Annotated in this window: 20 protein-coding genes; 6 read left to right on the top strand and 14 right to left on the bottom strand. The window is 58.9% G+C overall.

The window, feature by feature from the left end:
• Positions 1–95: 95 nt before the first annotated feature.
• The 11 genes from FQ185_RS15605 to FQ185_RS15655 all read right to left on the bottom strand — a co-directional run bounded on the left by FQ185_RS15605 (position 96) and on the right by FQ185_RS15655 (position 8712).
• Positions 96–1379, bottom strand: a complete 1284-nt coding sequence (locus FQ185_RS15605) for an FAD-binding oxidoreductase (RefSeq protein ID WP_149418179.1) — start codon at positions 1377–1379, stop codon at positions 96–98.
• 149 nt (positions 1380–1528) lie between these two features.
• Positions 1529–2362 (bottom strand): transporter substrate-binding domain-containing protein, encoded by an 834-nt coding sequence (locus tag FQ185_RS15610; RefSeq protein WP_149418180.1) that lies wholly within the window; start codon positions 2360–2362, stop codon positions 1529–1531.
• 45 nt (positions 2363–2407) lie between these two features.
• Positions 2408–3136: an amino acid ABC transporter ATP-binding protein gene (locus FQ185_RS15615; RefSeq protein ID WP_149418318.1), complete on the bottom strand. Its 729-nt coding sequence runs from the start codon at positions 3134–3136 to the stop codon at positions 2408–2410.
• 69 nt (positions 3137–3205) lie between these two features.
• Entirely contained in the window at positions 3206–4180 is a 975-nt protein-coding gene (locus tag FQ185_RS15620) for an amino acid ABC transporter permease (RefSeq protein WP_149418181.1), read from the bottom strand.
• A gap of 131 nt (positions 4181–4311) precedes the next feature.
• On the bottom strand, positions 4312–5562 hold the full coding sequence (locus tag FQ185_RS15625) for an aspartate aminotransferase family protein (RefSeq protein ID WP_149418182.1): 1251 nt from the start codon (positions 5560–5562) through the stop codon (positions 4312–4314).
• Between the two features lie 122 nt (positions 5563–5684).
• Entirely contained in the window at positions 5685–6023 is a 339-nt protein-coding gene (locus tag FQ185_RS15630; protein WP_149418183.1) for a HopJ type III effector protein, read from the bottom strand.
• Complete coding sequence (locus FQ185_RS15635; RefSeq protein ID WP_123515248.1) at positions 6016–6312, bottom strand: DUF1244 domain-containing protein; 297 nt, start codon at positions 6310–6312, stop codon at positions 6016–6018. Before FQ185_RS15635 ends, FQ185_RS15630 begins: the two co-directional genes overlap by 8 nt.
• A gap of 68 nt (positions 6313–6380) precedes the next feature.
• Entirely contained in the window at positions 6381–6752 is a 372-nt protein-coding gene (gene folX / locus FQ185_RS15640) for a dihydroneopterin triphosphate 2'-epimerase (protein ID WP_008026970.1), read from the bottom strand.
• Between the two features lie 2 nt (positions 6753–6754).
• Positions 6755–7330 carry a GTP cyclohydrolase I FolE gene (gene folE, locus FQ185_RS15645; protein WP_149418184.1) on the bottom strand — a complete coding sequence of 192 codons (576 nt, stop codon included), beginning with the start codon at positions 7328–7330 and terminating at the stop codon, positions 6755–6757.
• Positions 7331–7351: 21 nt separating this feature from the next.
• Positions 7352–8062, bottom strand: a complete 711-nt coding sequence (gene folM / locus FQ185_RS15650) for a dihydromonapterin reductase (RefSeq protein WP_149418185.1) — start codon at positions 8060–8062, stop codon at positions 7352–7354.
• A gap of 80 nt (positions 8063–8142) precedes the next feature.
• Complete coding sequence (locus tag FQ185_RS15655) at positions 8143–8712, bottom strand: antibiotic biosynthesis monooxygenase (protein ID WP_149418186.1); 570 nt, start codon at positions 8710–8712, stop codon at positions 8143–8145.
• 191 nt (positions 8713–8903) lie between these two features.
• On the opposite strand from FQ185_RS15655, the gene FQ185_RS15660 reads away from it, so the two are divergent.
• Positions 8904–9881: a MerR family transcriptional regulator gene (locus FQ185_RS15660; protein ID WP_149418187.1), complete on the top strand. Its 978-nt coding sequence runs from the start codon at positions 8904–8906 to the stop codon at positions 9879–9881.
• A gap of 1 nt (position 9882) precedes the next feature.
• Here FQ185_RS15660 and FQ185_RS15665 read toward each other — a convergent pair whose 3' ends face one another.
• Both FQ185_RS15665 and FQ185_RS15670 read right to left on the bottom strand, forming a co-directional pair.
• Positions 9883–10488 (bottom strand): hypothetical protein, encoded by a 606-nt coding sequence (locus FQ185_RS15665; RefSeq protein WP_149418188.1) that lies wholly within the window; start codon positions 10486–10488, stop codon positions 9883–9885.
• A 54-nt stretch (positions 10489–10542) separates the two neighbouring features.
• On the bottom strand, positions 10543–11019 hold the full coding sequence (locus tag FQ185_RS15670; protein WP_149418189.1) for a PAS domain-containing protein: 477 nt from the start codon (positions 11017–11019) through the stop codon (positions 10543–10545).
• A 142-nt stretch (positions 11020–11161) separates the two neighbouring features.
• On the opposite strand from FQ185_RS15670, the gene FQ185_RS15675 reads away from it, so the two are divergent.
• Positions 11162–11617 (top strand): flavodoxin, encoded by a 456-nt coding sequence (locus tag FQ185_RS15675; RefSeq protein WP_149418190.1) that lies wholly within the window; start codon positions 11162–11164, stop codon positions 11615–11617.
• On the opposite strand, the gene FQ185_RS15680 is transcribed toward FQ185_RS15675, so the two are convergent.
• Complete coding sequence (locus tag FQ185_RS15680; RefSeq protein ID WP_149418319.1) at positions 11598–12494, bottom strand: LysR family transcriptional regulator; 897 nt, start codon at positions 12492–12494, stop codon at positions 11598–11600. The two genes, FQ185_RS15675 and FQ185_RS15680, sit on opposite strands and share 20 nt — an antisense overlap.
• A gap of 96 nt (positions 12495–12590) precedes the next feature.
• Between FQ185_RS15680 and FQ185_RS15685 the strand changes: the two genes are divergently transcribed.
• The 4 genes from FQ185_RS15685 to FQ185_RS15700 all read left to right on the top strand — a co-directional run bounded on the left by FQ185_RS15685 (position 12591) and on the right by FQ185_RS15700 (position 15469).
• On the top strand, positions 12591–12977 hold the full coding sequence (locus FQ185_RS15685) for a CidA/LrgA family protein (protein ID WP_149418191.1): 387 nt from the start codon (positions 12591–12593) through the stop codon (positions 12975–12977).
• Positions 12967–13653 (top strand): LrgB family protein, encoded by a 687-nt coding sequence (locus tag FQ185_RS15690; RefSeq protein WP_149418192.1) that lies wholly within the window; start codon positions 12967–12969, stop codon positions 13651–13653. The genes FQ185_RS15685 and FQ185_RS15690 overlap by 11 nt, the downstream gene beginning before the upstream one ends.
• Before the next feature lie 131 nt (positions 13654–13784).
• Positions 13785–14567 carry a class II aldolase/adducin family protein gene (locus FQ185_RS15695; protein ID WP_149418193.1) on the top strand — a complete coding sequence of 261 codons (783 nt, stop codon included), beginning with the start codon at positions 13785–13787 and terminating at the stop codon, positions 14565–14567.
• Positions 14567–15469: an alpha/beta fold hydrolase gene (locus FQ185_RS15700; RefSeq protein ID WP_149418194.1), complete on the top strand. Its 903-nt coding sequence runs from the start codon at positions 14567–14569 to the stop codon at positions 15467–15469. The genes FQ185_RS15695 and FQ185_RS15700 overlap by 1 nt, the downstream gene beginning before the upstream one ends.
• Positions 15470–15519: the final 50 nt, after the last annotated feature.

The raw sequence follows: 15519 nt of genomic DNA on the forward strand, positions 1-15519 counted from the left end.
GCCGGTTTTTTTGTGCCCACGATTTAGCTGCCTATCAAAGAACCTGTGGGAGCGAGCTTGCTCCCACAGGATTGCTGTTTTGCTGAAAAATTCGATCAGCCGCGAAATCGTTCCTGGACAAAATCCATGACCTTCAACGATTGATAGATGGCATTGGCCGCAATCCGCCCGAACGGTCCGCCATTCCAGTCCAGCAAGTACGGTTTGAACAGCTGATAACGCGTACTTTCCCCGCAGACCGCTTCGGCGATCACCCTGCCGCCAATGGAACCGGTATTCAAACCATGGCCGCCAAACGAAGTACAGGCCCAGACGCCCGGTTCCAGCAGTCCAAGGTTGGGCATTTTGTTGGTGGAGTAACCCATCAAGCCGGACCAGGCGAGTTCGATTTTTACCGGAGCCAGTTGCGGATAGACCGACACCATATCCGCCTTGAGCATGGTCGCCAGGGCCTTTTCGTTCTGTTCGTTGCGGGTGGTGATGCGTCCGCCCCAGAGCAGGCGGTCGCCTTCGACCACGCGGTAATAGTCCGAAGCGCGGCGGTCATCGGAAAACGCGGCGCCCGAGTCGAGGACGTTTTTGATCGAGTCGCCCAGGTGTTCGGTCAACACCACGTAAGTGGCGATGGGCAGGTAGGCGCGGCTGAGTTTTTGCAACTCCGGGCCACCGTAACCGCCAGCGCAGAACACCAGATCCTGGCAGCGCACGGAGCCGTGAGCGGTCTTGACGATTTTGTCGGCGCCTTCGCGACGCCAATCCAGCATTTTTGATTGTTCGAAAATCCGGCCTCCCGCCGCTTCGATGGCGAGGGCCAGGCCCAGGCAATAATTCAGCGGGTGGAAGTGCATGGCGTTCGGGTCTTCGACACCCTGGAAATAACGCTGGGTGCGCGCGCGTTCGCGAACCTGGGCGGTGTCGAGAAAATTGAGTTCATAGCCGAAATCACGGCGCATGGTCTCGATATGATTTTTCACCTCGGCGCCGTCGTCGTAACGCTTGACCCGGATCGTGCCTGCGGACGGTGCGCAACCGGGCAGGGCCAGTTCGGTAATGTTGCGACGGACGATCTCCACGCCCTCGACGGACATTTGGAATAACGCCTTGGCCTGTTCCAGACCCAGTTTTTTGCGGATCGCTCCCGAACCTTCAGCCCAGCCCGGTGAGACCACGCCGCCATTTCGACCGGAGGCGCCCCAGGCAACTTGATGAGCTTCGAGGATGATCACGCGTTTACCGCGTCGGGTCAGTTCCAAGGCAGCGGTCAGGCCTGCGATACCCGCACCGATGATGCAGACGTCGCAGGTTTTGTCGGTGTTCAATTCGGACCTGGCCGCGCGGGGCAGCGAGGTTTGGGAGTACCAAGTGGTGGGGAAGGACATGCTCGATCCTTGAAAAATTGCCGATCAATTAAGCGAACGTCTGACCTGTGTGGGAGCGAGCCTGCTCGCGAAAGCGGTGCGATAGCCAACATTGATATCGACTGATCCGGCGCGTTCGCGAGCAGGCTCGCTCCCACAGGTTCCGGTGGTTATTTGATGGTCGAGTAGTCCACGCCGTACCACTTGTCCGACAGCTTGGTCAGCGTGCCGTCCTTGTGCATTTCGCCAACGATTTCACCGAGCTTGGCGCTCAGTTCCGCGTCACCCTTGTCGGTGGCGATGGCCAGCGGTTCGTAGAACGCCACGGCATCATCGACAGCGCGCAGTGGGTAGCCTTTCTTGACGGCCGAATCCAGTGTGCTGCGTTGAGTGAGGATCGCATCCAGCCGCGTACCGTCGCCCAGACGTAAATCATCCAGCGGCCCGACGGAACCGGAGTAGGTCTTCATTTTTGTGGTCTTGACGTCATAAACGACGGGTGGCACGTCAGTGGTTTCAATGGCCAGCGCCTGGCTGAAATAGTCTTCGGACGTGGTGCCACCTTCCACGCCGATGGTTTTGCCATTCAGCGCTTTATGGTCGGTGACTTTGGATTTGTCGTGCACTGCAAAGACGTAGGGAACGTAGTAATAGGTCCCGGGAAAATCGAGGATTCGTGCGCGACTCTTGGTCGCAGTCATCGAGCCCACGGACACGTCCCAGCGTCCGTTCCACTTACCGGCGGTGATCACGTCCCAGTCGGGCGTGATGAACTTGACCGCGACGCCCAGACGCTTGGCGATCTCCTTGGACACGTCGATATCAAACCCGTCGATTTCATTTTTGTCGTTGATAAATCCCTGGGGTGGCCAGGTAGCCGACGTCGCGACGGTCAGTGTTTTACTGCTCTGGATCTTGTCCAGTACGGCTCCGGCGTTGGCGGTGCCGACGAACAACAGCGACAGGGCGGCTGCGAGGGTAAGTGCGTGTTTTTTACTGAGCATGTTCATCTCCACTTCTCGTTATTGTTATGCGGGGTAAAGCAGTTCTCAGTGACCGATGATTTGCGACAGGAATTTCTGCGCGCGCTCGGTCTGTGGGTTGTTGAAAAACTCGGCAGGGGTGGCTTGTTCGATAACCTGGCCCTGGTCCATGAACAGCACGCGGTCGGCGACCTTGCTGGCAAAACCCATTTCGTGGGTCACGCAAATCATGGTCATGCCGTCGGTTGCCAACTCACCCATCACGTCCAGCACTTCGTGGACCATTTCCGGATCGAGGGCCGAGGTTGGCTCGTCAAACAGCATCACTTTGGGGTTCATGCACAGCGCCCGTGCAATCGCCACGCGTTGCTGCTGGCCGCCGGACAATTGCGACGGATATTTGTGGGCGTGCTCGGCAATCCGCACTCGCTCCAGATACACCTGCGCGCGTTTTTTCGCTTCGGCGGACGACACGCCTTGCACCAGTTGCGGCGCCAGGGTCAGGTTGTCCATCACGCTCAAATGCGGGAACAGGTTGAAGCTCTGGAACACCATGCCGATTTCCCGGCGCACCGCGCTGACACTTTCTGCCTCGCTGGTGAGGGTGATGCCGTTGACCTGAATGTGGCCCTTCTGGAAATTCTCCAGATGGTTGATGCAACGAATCATTGTCGACTTGCCCGAGCCTGACGGCCCGCACACCACCAGAATTTCCCCGGTGGCGACGTTCAGGTCGACATCGCGCAAGGCGTGAAAATCGCCGTACCACTTGTTCAGGCCGGCGATGGAAATCATTGAGGGAATCGTCTGCGCAACAGGCGCAACGTCGGGTCGCTCAGCGGTATTGGTTCGAGTCATCACGCATCAACCCCTTGCAATGGATCGATTGACCCGTTTTTCGATCCGCGCCTGCACCCGTTCGAGGATGAACGACAGGGCCCAGTAAATCATCGCGGCGGTGATCAGCATTTCCAGGTGGCGGAAGTCTGCGCGGCCCTGGGTCTTGGCCAGGTACATCAGTTCCCAGACACCGATCACCGACACCAGCGAACTGTCCTTGAGCATGGCGATGAACTGGTTGCCGGTGGGCGGGATGATCACCCTCAAGGCTTGCGGCATGATCACCCGGCTCAGGGTCTTGAACGGGCTGATGCCCAAAGCGCGTGAGGCCTCCCACTGGCCGACGGGAATGCTCTGGATGCCTGCACGGAAAATCTCGGTCATGTAGGCGCCGTAGCACAGCGACAACGCGAGGATGCCGGCCGGCACTGCGTCGACCACATAACCCAGTTGCGGCAGTCCCAGGTAAATCAGGTAGATCTGGATCAGCAGCGGCACACCGCGAAAGAACGAGGTGTAGAACGAGGCGATGGCATTGGCCAGGCCGTTGTTCGAGAGCTTGGCCACGGCACCGATCAACGCCAGCACGAAGGCAATCACAATCGCCACGGCGGAGATGTACAGCGTGGTCGCGGCACCCTGGATGATCAGGAAGCCGATCTTGTCGAGGATGAAACTGTAGGAGAGGTCGAAGGTGTCGAAGAACGCCAGAAACAGGATCAGCAGTTCGATCCAGACCACCGTGGTCTGTACCCGGAACTTCAAGCGTCCGAGGACGTGGAAGTTCAGCGTGCCCAGTGCGGCGATTAACAGACCAATGGCAATGTTGCGAGCGGTCAGGCTATCCGGGGCATCGCCCAGCAGCGGTTGCAGGAAATGACTGAGGGCGCTGTTACCCAGATTCATCAGGTAAGCGCCGAGGAACAACACCACGGCGACGCCGAGCAGAAATTGAGGATCATTGGACTTTTTTTTATAAATTATATTGTCGTGATACATGACTGCCTCAGGCTTGTAGGTGGTAGTGATCTCGCTGGGTGGCAGGGGTATCTGGCCAGTATTGCGACGCTAAAGCGGGGACTACAAGCGAACATAATTCGCTATGTCAGTCCCGGATTGCAGATTGCTGTTCAGGAAAGCTTTGCCAGGCACGCCTCAAGGATATCCAGACCTTCCTCCAGTACTGCCGCTTCGATGGTCAGCGGCGCCAGGAGCCGGATGATGTGGCGCGACTTGCCGCTGGGCATCAGCAGCAAACCTGCGTCTCGCGCCAGCGCCAGCAGTTGCGTCAATTGCGCCGAGGCCGGTGTGCCGTCGGCATTGATCAACTCGATGCCGCGCATTGCACCGACGCCGGTCAAGCGGCCCAGATACGGCGACAGCTTGCTCGTTTGCCAGGAATTGTAGCGGCTGACAATCGCTTCTTCCTGTTGTGCGCCCCAGGCTTGCAGATTCGCGTCAGTCATTTCATCCAGGGTCGCCAACGCCGCGGCGCAGGCAATGGGATTGCCCGAATAGGTGCCGCCCAATCCGCCCTTCGGCAAGGTATCGAGCAACGACTTGCGCCCGACCACCGCACCCAGCGGCACGCCACCGGCAATGCTTTTGGCCAGCAGGATCAAGTCCGGCTCAATGCCCAGTCGCGTGAACGCAAACCGCTGGCCGGTGCGGCCGAAGCCGGACTGGATTTCATCGGCGATCAGCAGAATGTTTTTTTCATCACAGAAGCGTCGCAACGCTTGGGCAAACTCCACGTCCATCGCCAGGAAGCCCGCTTCGCCCTGCACCGGTTCGACGATAAAACAGGCAATGTCATTGACGTCGATCTCGACGCTGAACAAACGCTCCATGGCTTTCAGGGCCTCGGTGCAGGTCACGCCGTTGTCCTTGCTGGGGAAGGGCAAGTGGTACACCGGACCCGGTAGCACGCCGGTTTTCTGTTTGTAGGGCGCGACTTTGCCGTTGAGGTTGAGGGTGGCGAGTGTGCGACCGTGGAAGGCGCCGTCGAAGGCGATGACGGCTGTGCGTCCGGTGGCGCCACGGACGATCTTCAGGGCGTTTTCCGCCGCTTCAGCGCCGCTGTTGGTGAGCATGCCGCTGACCGGGTAATCCACCGGAATGAAGGCGGTGAGGCGATCCATCAGTTCGATGTAGGGCGTATGAGGGGCGGCGTTGAACGCATAGTGAGTCAGCCGGGTGGCTTGTTCGCGAATGGCCTCGACGATGCGCGGATGGCAATGGCCGAGGTTCAGTACGCCGATGCCGCCGACAAAATCGATGTAGCGTTTGCCATCGGTGTCCCAGACTTCGGCGTTCTTGCCGTGGCTGAGCGTGACGGGATGAACGACGTTGATCGACTGGCTGATGGTTTCGCTGCTCATGGATGACCGACTCTGAAGAAGGGATGCTTCTTTTTATCTAAGCCGTGAGCAGCGGTACCCGGCAAACGAAATAAAGTCGCCGGGTCAATCTTAAAAGTCGGGATGTGTTGGGAAGGCGTGAATCAGCGGCGCGTCAGCGGTTGCTGAGAGAACTTCACACCGGCCAACCCATGCGCAATCAACGCCCGGATATTGCCGTGATCGCTGCCCTCAGGCGTCGCCACCACCGAGCGGTAATGCTCGCCAAACGCCAACAGCGCTTCTTCATCGCTCAGACTTTCAAGCAGCGCCAGACCCAGGGTCTTGCACGAACCTTCGTTCTGCCCGGCAGCGTTTTCCACGCCGCCATTGTTGAAAGCCTGTGGCTGATAGTCGTAACCGGCAGCGATGAACGCCAGGGTGTCGGCAAAAACGTGTTCGCCGCGCTTGAGGCTGGCGCGCAAGGTGTTCAGATCACTCATGGGGTTTTCCTTTGGCGAACGCCGCTTGTTGTTCGGCGTTGGCTTCTTGCTGGTATTGGGCTTTCCACTCGGCGTACGGCATGCCGTAAACCACTTCTCGGGCGTCGTCGAGGCTGACCTCGATCTGGCGTTCGTCGGCAGCGGCCTTGTACCACTTGGACAGGCAGTTGCGGCAGAAACCGGAGAGGTTCATCAGGTCGATGTTCTGCACATCCTTGCGGCTGTCCAGGTGGGCGACCAGCCGGCGAAAGGCGGCGGCTTCGAGTTCCAGGCGTTGTTGATCGGTCATGGCGGGCTCTGTGCAATCAAATCGTGGCGCGGATGATAAAAGTCTGGCGAGCAATGCGCCAGACGCGGTCAGCGGCTCGCGGCGAGGGTAATCGACACCGACTCGGCGAATCGCAGGGCGTGGGGCTTGTCGACCTCGACCTCGGCGTACAACACCGATTCGTTGGCCATCACCAGGTCGAGAATTTCCTGAGTCAGGCGTTCGAGCAAAGCAAAGCGATTGCCCTCCACGTGGGCGATGATCGCCTTGGTGATGGTGCGGTAATTGAGCGCGTGATCGATGTCGTTGTCACGCACCGCTTCTTGCGCCGCATACAGGATGGTCAGGTTGATCAGCACATCCTGTTTGTTGAGGATTTCATCCTCGTTGATCCCGATGAAGGTGCGCAGGCACAGGTCCTTGACCCGGATGCGCGCCATTCCTGGTTGAAGTTGTGGCATTGCTACTTGCTCCGTCCAATCAATTGCAGGAACTCCTGGCGGGTGTTGCTCGACTCGCGGAAGGCGCCGAGCATCACCGAGGTGTTCATGGTTGAATTCTGTTTCTCGACGCCGCGCATCATCATGCACATGTGCTTGGCTTCGATGACCACCGCGACGCCCGCCGCGCCGGTCACTTGCTGCACCGCGTCGGCGATTTGCCGGGTGAGGTTTTCCTGGATTTGCAGGCGACGGGCGAACATGTCCACCAGTCGCGCAATCTTCGACAGGCCCAGCACCTTGCCCGTTGGAATATAAGCCACATGCGCCTTACCGATGAAGGGCAGCATGTGATGCTCGCAGAGCGAGTACAGCTCGATGTTGTCGACGATGATCATTTCATCGTTGTCGGAAGCGAACAGCGCGCCGTTGACGATCTCTTCCACGCTTTGCTCGTAACCATGGCAGAGGTACTGCATGGCTTTGGCTGCGCGCAGCGGGGTGTCGAGCAGGCCTTCACGGTCGGGGTTTTCACCGAGGCCGATGAGGATCTCGCGATAGCTCTGGGACAGGGAATTCTGGGGCAGGGATAACGTCATGGGACATCCTCGCGGGGCCGCTTATTTGATGTGCCGTCCGCCGTTGACGGTCAGGGTCGTGCCGGTGACATAAGGGTTGTCGAGCAGGTAACGCAAGCTCTGGTAGATCACTTCGCTGCCGGGTTCGATGCCCAGCGCGGACTTGGCCAGTGCCTTGGCGCGGTACGCCGCGTCGTCGTCGGGATTGAACAGTAGCAGGGCGGGCGCGATGCCGTTGACCTTGATTGTCGGCGCATATTTAGCGGCAAAGGACAGGGTCAGGCTGTCGAGCCCGGCTTTGCTGGCGCAATAACCGATGTGCTTGCTGCTGCCCCTGCGGGTCACGTCATCGCTGATGTGCACGATATCGGCAGGGGTTGAGCGTTCGAGCAAATCGGCACAATGCAGGTTGATCAGGTACGGCGCAAGCATGTGCACATTGAACATGCGAGTGAACGCAGCGGCGTCGGTGTCCGGGGTTTCAGCCAGCCATTCGGAGGCGTTATGGACAATCGCCCGCAGGCTGTCGGTGTGGGTTTTCAGTTCGCTGATAAACGCGAAGATCCCGGCTTCAGTGGCAAAGTCCGCAAACACCGCCGTCGCACCCAGGTCGCGCAGGATTTGCACGCCGGGGCGTTCGCTGCGGTAGCTGAAGATCACCGGCTGGCCGTCTTCGAGCAATCGCTGCGCACAGTGCAGGCCGACACGCTGGCCGGCACCGGTGATGAGGATTGGAGCTGCGGAAGAGGTCATGAACGGCTCGCGTCGCGGTAAGAGCAAAACTATACCAGCGCGCGGCGGCGTTCACCTATCGTGGCGCTCCCACAGGGAGATTATTGATTCTGGGTGATGGGCTTGGCAGGCAACCGACGCGTAGACGCGCTGTTCAGCCAGTTGGCCAGCAGGCGAGTCGACAACGGAATGAAGAAGTAGACCATCAGCGGGGTCAGGCACAGGGTGCTGATGAGCACACGACTCAACAATCCCATTTCGGCCAGCAATGGCCCCAGGACAACGTTGAACAGCAGCGAAACCGGAAAGAACGCCAGCCAGATCGCCACGGCCTGTTTCCAGCGCGGTGGACGTTGGCCGACAGCGCCGAACCAGCCTTCGATACCGCTGACCCGATGTTCCGTAGGATGGGCGAACAGGTCGCTACCGCGCCCAAGCCAGGCGGTGCGCGAGGCGGAATGCTCCCAGGCATGCAGCGTCTGTTCGTCGGCGAAGCGGAAAATAATCTGGAATTCGTCATCGTCGGGCGGCGGGGCAAGCACGCCAGAACCGAGATAACCCTGGAAATCAGTGGCCAGTTGTTCGCCTTCGCGCAACCAGGTGATGAGGTCCTGATAACGCCCATCGGCGACGCGGCGCGCAACCATCAGCGTGACGGGTGAGGTAGACATTTTGTATCTCCATATGACAACCGCGTCGCTCCGGATAGGAGTTTCGCCAGGCACAGCGCCGGGGTGGTGGGCTGCGTCTTGGGACAGGCAAGAATTATTCCTGATTCTGCCTGATACGTCAGTGACATTCGTCGCCATCAGCGTCTTGAATCGTGTGGGGGCAGGGGGAGTAGAATGGGATCCAATTTTACATGGACGTAGACCCGCTTATGCCAGTGCCGCCTGAACTTGTCCCGGATGCGCTATCCGGCCTCTCACTTGACCGTGAAGAGTTCTTTCCGATTCGCGAAGTGGCGCGCCTGACCGGGGTCAACCCGGTCACGCTACGCGCATGGGAACGACGTTATGGTCTGATACAGCCCACACGCACCGACAGTGGGCATCGCTTGTACTCGATGACCGATATCGAGCGGGTTCGCAGCATTCTTGACTGGATCGATCGAGGGGTTGCTGTCAGCAAGGTCGGGAAGATACTGGCCAAAACGGCACCGCTTCAGGCGCTGTGGCACATCATCCCGAACGAACTCGTGCAAGTGGACTATGCGCAATGGCAGCAGCAAGTTCAGGCGGCGGTGAGTGCCTTTGACGAGGTTCAATTGGAGCAGGTCTATGGGCAGATCTTTTCCAGTTATCCCCTGACTGTCGTGTTTCAGGACATTCTGATTCCGCTCTGGAAGCTGTTACTGCAACGCAATGAAACATTCGGCCAGACCAGCGAGTGGCTTTTCCTGGATGGTTTTCTGCGTTCCCGAGTGTTGCAACGCCTGCTGCTGGTGCGGGTCATGCAACCGCGACGAGTGATTGTCAGTGCCTTGGCCGATCAGTGTCGCGAACTCGAACTGCTGGTAACAGCGCTGTTTCTGAGCAGTGTCGACTCGGCGATTCAAGTGCTGGCTCTGGGTCAACCATTCGATGAGTTGGCCCTGGTCTGCGAGAGGATCAAGCCCCAGGCGCTGGTGCTGTTTTCCAGTCACGCGCCAGCCGCCGGGTTGCCCCGGCGCTTGAATCGCCTGGCCTTGAGCCTGGATTGTCAATTGATACTGGCGGGTGACGCGTCCGACCTGGCGCAGGAGAGCCTGGCCGGATCGTCGATTGGTTGTCTGGGGAGCGAGGGATTGGTGATGCGTCAGCGTCTGAAACAGTTCCTGGCAGGCAACCTGGATACTTGAGTCACAGATGCAGTGCGGGATGAGCCAGGCGATGTTGTTGAAGGATGTACTGGCGCAGGCGCTCGATTTCGTCCTTGTCGCACTGGCTCAACTGGTAGGCAAAGAAACCCTGCTCGGTTTCTTTCTCGAATGAGCCGCGCAACGCGATCCGCTCATAGCCTGAAGGGCTGAACCACAAGGCGAAATTTTTGGGTGGTTTGGTTTTGTTGTGAACTTCGAGCAAAACCCCTTTGAACGACACTTCATGCACCCACATCGTACCGGGTTGCCCATTGGCATTTTCCAGCGCTACCGGCTCCTCGAGTACCAGCCGCCATGGCCGGACCAGCGGCCCGTCTTCATAAATGCTGGGGACGCCCAAGCGTAAATGCAGCGCGTGAAACTCGTCTTCCACCAAGTGCAGGGGGAAGGTCATTTGCTGATTTTCGAAGTTGGCTTGAATGGTGACTTGCTCATGAGCGGCAAGGCGCGTGAGCAAGTCACGGATTTGCGATCCACCGTTGACGAGCAGGCTCGACGTCGCATCCCTCACATTGAGTTGCGGGTTGTGTTGCATGGTCTGGATAAAATCCAGCTCATCCTGGGTCAGGAGTGCGTCGCGCTGCATGATTGGCTCGAAAAAAAAAGTTACAAACTCATCGGTGATTGTAGTTAATGACAATTAATTCGCAGTTTTGTTTTCGCCGTTCGTCGCCTTGAGTGCGGCAAGCTCGGCCTGGAGTTCAGCCACTTGTGCTTCGAGCTGCGCGGCCCGCTGCTGCGCCTTGACTTGAGCGGTCACATCTTTCTGTACGCCAACAAAATAAGTCTGCCCATCGCTCGGGTTTTTTACCGTCGAAAGCGACAGTTCGTTCCAGAACGGCGTGCCGTCCTTGCGGTAGTTTCGCAGGATTTCCCGGCAGGAGCCGCCACGGCTCAACGCCTCGCGAATCAACGCCAGCGCGTCCTGATCGCGGTCACCAGACTGAAGAAAGCGGCAATCCTGGTAGAGGATTTCTTCGCTGGTGTAACCGGTCAGGCGCTCGAACGCCGGGTTGACGTAAATCAGGATGTTGTCTTGCTCGCCTTCCTTTTCGGCAATCACGATGCCGTCGTTGGAGGCGTTAATCACCATTTGCAGCAATTGAGCGTTGATCATCGCAGCGTCCTTTGCGAGTAAATTGAGGCTGCATTCTAAAAGAACACTGGTTGCCATCAATGCTTATTGAGAGTCAATCGCAGCTTTTTTGCTGTGGCTGTTAATATCCCCCGTCTTTTTACTCAGCTTCAGGATCAAATTGATGAAAGTCGCCATCCTTTCCGGCTCGGTGTACGGCGCGGCTGAAGAAGTCGCCCACCATGCCGCGAACATTTTGAAAACTGCGGGTTTCGAAACCTTTCACAACCCGCGGGCAAGCCTCGCGGATATTCAGGCCTTTGGCCCCGAAGCCTTCCTGGCGGTGACTTCCACCACCGGCATGGGCGAGTTGCCGGACAACCTGCAGCCATTGTATTTCGCGATTCGCGATCAGTTGCCGGCTGCCTGGCGTGGCTTACCGGGCGCCGTGATTGGTCTGGGCGATGCGAGTTACGGTGACACGTTCTGCGGTGGCGGCGAGCAGATGCGCGAATTGTTCGGCGAACTGGGTCTTCGCGAAGTGCTGCCAATGCTGCGCCTGGACGCCAGTGAAAGCGTGACCCCGGACACCGACGCCGAGCCTTGGCTGGCTGACCTGGTCAGCGCTCTGCGGGGCTGACCGGTCGCTCGCGCAGCAAGGCGAGCCAGGCTTGAGCGGCTTTTGACAAGTACGCGCCCTGTCGCCAGATGAAGGCGATATCCCAACGCAGATAGTCCGGCGCGTTCAAGGTCAGGCGTACCACACCTGGCCGCTCCAGCCCGCGTGCCACGACCCGGGGCAACAGCACCACACCCTGACCAGCGGCGACCAGCGCCGCGAGAAAGTCCGCCTGACCGCTGCGACCGCCTTCTTTCGGTGTAAAGCCCAGCTGCTTGCAGGCTTGCAGCAAGCGGTCGTTGAGCACGAAGCTGCGCTGATAAAGCAGAAACGGCGTATCGACCAACTCTTCCAACCCAATCACCTTCTTCCTCGCCAGCGGATGATCGGCCGGCAGCAGGGCGTCCAGCGGTTCGTCGCAGAAAGGTTGAAAGGCGAATTGCGGGTCCTTCGTCAGCAGGCTGCCACCCAGTTCCAGTTCACCGCTCAAAATCGCCTGTTCGATGTTCAGGCTGCCGCCCTCCAGCAACTGAATGCTGATGTTCGGGTAGCGACGCCGGTATTCGGCAAACAGTCCGGCGAACAGTGCATCGCCGGCCAGTAGCGGCAACCCGAGGCGTAATTCCCCACGGGTCAGTTGGCTCAAATCATCCAGCTCGCTGAGCAGTTCATTGCGCAGTCGCAGCATGCCTTCGGCTCGCTGCAGCACCACATGGCCAGCGGCAGTCAGGCGCAGCTGCGAACCCAGCCGTTCGAGCAGCGGTGTGCCCAGGCTCTGTTCCAATTGAGCGACTTGCTTGCTCACCGCCGATTGGCTGATGTGCAAGGTCTTGGCGGCTTGGGTAAAACCACCTTGATGCATCACTTCGACGAAGCTGCGTAGCTGTTTGAATTCCACGGGCATGATTCCATTCTGGAATGGTTTGGAGTCTAACAATTCGCTTCTGGGATAGCAGCCTGCTCCGTAAAATGAGCACCTGTGAGGATCGAAGACATGAACGCATCAACCTTGAAAAGCCTGGCTCGCCTGTTGGCTGAACTGGCCGTATTGCTGGCTATCTACCTGCTCGGCTGCCAAATGGCCGTATGGTTTGGCTGGCCGATTCCCGGTGGCGTCATTGGCATGGTGCTTCTACTGCTGGCGTTTGCCCTGGGGTTGGTCAAACCGGCGGCGCTGCAAATGGGCGCCGGCCTGTTGATGGCCGAGATGCTGTTGTTCTTCATTCCGGCGCTGATGAGTCTGCTCGATTACGGTGGACTGCTGCTAAGTGATGGCTGGCGGATTCTGCTGGTGATCGGCGTCAGCACCTTGATGGTGATGCTGGTGACTGCCTTTACCGTGGAACTGGTCGTGCGGTTGAGGAGGTCTCGTGAAGCTTGAACTGATGCCGATGTTCTGGCTGGCCTTCACGCTGCTGGCCTATCTGTTCAGCCGCTGGATCTACCGGCGCACCGGACGCTATGTGCTGTCGCCACTGATTCTGGTCCCGGCCCTGTTGTTGGCGCTCGCTGTGCCGCTGCACACGGCTTATGCCGAATACTCGAGCAACACCCATTGGCTGATGCTGGTGCTGGGGCCAGTGACCGTCGCCTTCGCGGTGCCGATCTGGCAACAGCGGCAGATGTTGATGCGGCACTGGTCGGCGTTGTTACTGGGGATGCTGGCGGGCAGTGCGGCGTCCATCGGCAGCTCGTTCGGCCTGGCCAAGGCGTTGGCCCTGGACAGTTCGGTAACGATGTCGCTGGTGCCGCGTTCGATCACCACGCCTTTTGCCATGCCGTTGGCGCACGACCTGGGTGGCGTGCCGGAACTGACGGCGGTGTTCGTGATGTTCACTGGCGTTTTCGGGGCGCTGCTCGGTGGCATCCTGCTCAAGTGGTTGCCACTGCGCAGTGCCTTGGCTCGGGGGGCGTTGTTTGGTGTTGGCGCGCACGGCGCCGGGGTCAGCCGGGCGCATGAAGTGGGAGGTGAAGAGGGCTCGGTCGCGGGGTTAGTCATGGTTCTGACGGGACTGCTGAATCTGTTCGCGGCCCCATTGCTGGCGGCAATACTTTGACACGGAGCCATACCCGTCGACGTACTGACTCGCTAGGCCATCAAGCTGGCTGTCAATGCAACTACACGAACCTCGGTGGGTGACTAGACTGATTCACGTGAACAAAACAATAAGAACAGGAGTTCCTTGCCGTGAATGTAGCGCCCGTCCAATCCCCCGACAATGTCAAAGACCAGGTCAGTGCCGCCGAGTGGCAGACCCGCGTCGATCTGGCTGCCTGCTACCGTCTGGTTGCCCTGCATGGCTGGGACGATCTGATCTTTACCCACATCTCGGCCAAGGTGCCAGGCACCGAAGATTTCCTGATCAACCCGTTCGGGCTGATGTTCCACGAGATCACCGCATCGAGCCTGGTCAAAGTCGATCAGGCCGGTAACAAACTGATGGACAGTCCCTACGAGATCAACCCGGCGGGGTACACCATCCACAGCGCCGTGCATGAAGTGCGTCACGACGTGGTTTGCGTACTGCACACCCACACGGCGGCGGGCGTTGCGGTGTCGGCGCAGAAACAAGGCGTTTTGCCGATCAGCCAGCAATCATTGTTTGTCCTGTCGAGCCTGGCGTATCACGCCTACGAAGGCGTGGCGCTCAACCATGAAGAGAAGGCGCGCTTGCAAGTCGATCTCGGTGAAAATAATTTCCTGATGCTGCATAACCACGGTCTGCTGACCTGTGGCGGCACCATCGCCGACACGTTCCTGATGATGTTTACCTTCCAGCGCGCCTGCGATATCCAGGTACTGGCGCAGAACGGTGGCGCTGAACTGATCGCCATCGAGCCGCAGGTTCTGGCGGGCGCCAAGGCGATGATTGCCGGCGTCACCAAAAGTGCTCAAGGGATGGGTGGTGCACTGGCCTGGCCAGCGTTGCTGCGCAAACTCGATAAACAAGACCCGGGTTATAAACTCTGATGCCTCTCGCCGAGATCCCTCTGTGTGTCTGGCGCAAACGCGGCCAGACGTTCGTATTCCGTGGCCAGACCATCCGTTACTGGACGGCGGGGCAGGGTGAGCCGCTGTTGCTCATTCATGGCTTCCCGACGGCCAGTTGGGACTGGCATTACCTATGGCAGCCGCTGATTCAACGCTACCGCGTGATTGCCTGCGACATGCTCGGCTTCGGTGATTCGGCAAAACCTGTGAACCATGAATACAGCCTGCTGGAGCAAGCCGATCTGCAACAGGCGTTGCTGGCACACCTGAGCGTCGAGCAACCGGTGCACGTGTTGGCGCACGATTACGGTGACAGCGTGGCTCAGGAATTATTGGCCCGCCATTATGAAGCGCGCATTGATATCGCCAGTTGTGTGTTCCTCAATGGCGGCCTGTTTCCCGAAACCCATCGCCCGATACTGATGCAAAAACTCCTGCTCAGCCCGTTGGGCTGGATGATTGGCCGAGCCTTTTCCCGAGATGCGCTGGTGAAGAGTTTCCGGCAAATTTTCGGCCCGCAGAGCCGTCCCTCCGAGAGTGAAATGGATGATTTCTGGAGCCTGGTAGACAGCAATCACGGGCCGCGGATCATGCACAAGCTGATCGCCTACATCCCGGAACGACGCGCTCAGCGCGAGCGTTGGGTCAGTGCGATGCAGCGCGGCGAAGTACCGCTGCGGGTGATTGATGGCGAGGTCGATCCGATATCCGGCGCGCACATGGTCGTGCGCTATCGGGAATTGATCCCGAACCCGGATACGGTCTTGTTGCCCGGCATCGGCCATTACCCGCAGACCGAGGCGCCGGGGCAAGTGCTCAAACACTATCTGGAGTTTCGCGACCGGCTGATTTCAACGCCGCGCAAAGTGGCCTGTTCCTGAGCCGGGCCGAAAAGATCGCAGCCTGAGGGCGCGCCTGCAATTGATTGTGC

It is taken from the genome of Pseudomonas sp. ANT_H12B, from assembly GCF_008369325.1.
Lineage (GTDB): Bacteria > Pseudomonadota > Gammaproteobacteria > Pseudomonadales > Pseudomonadaceae > Aquipseudomonas.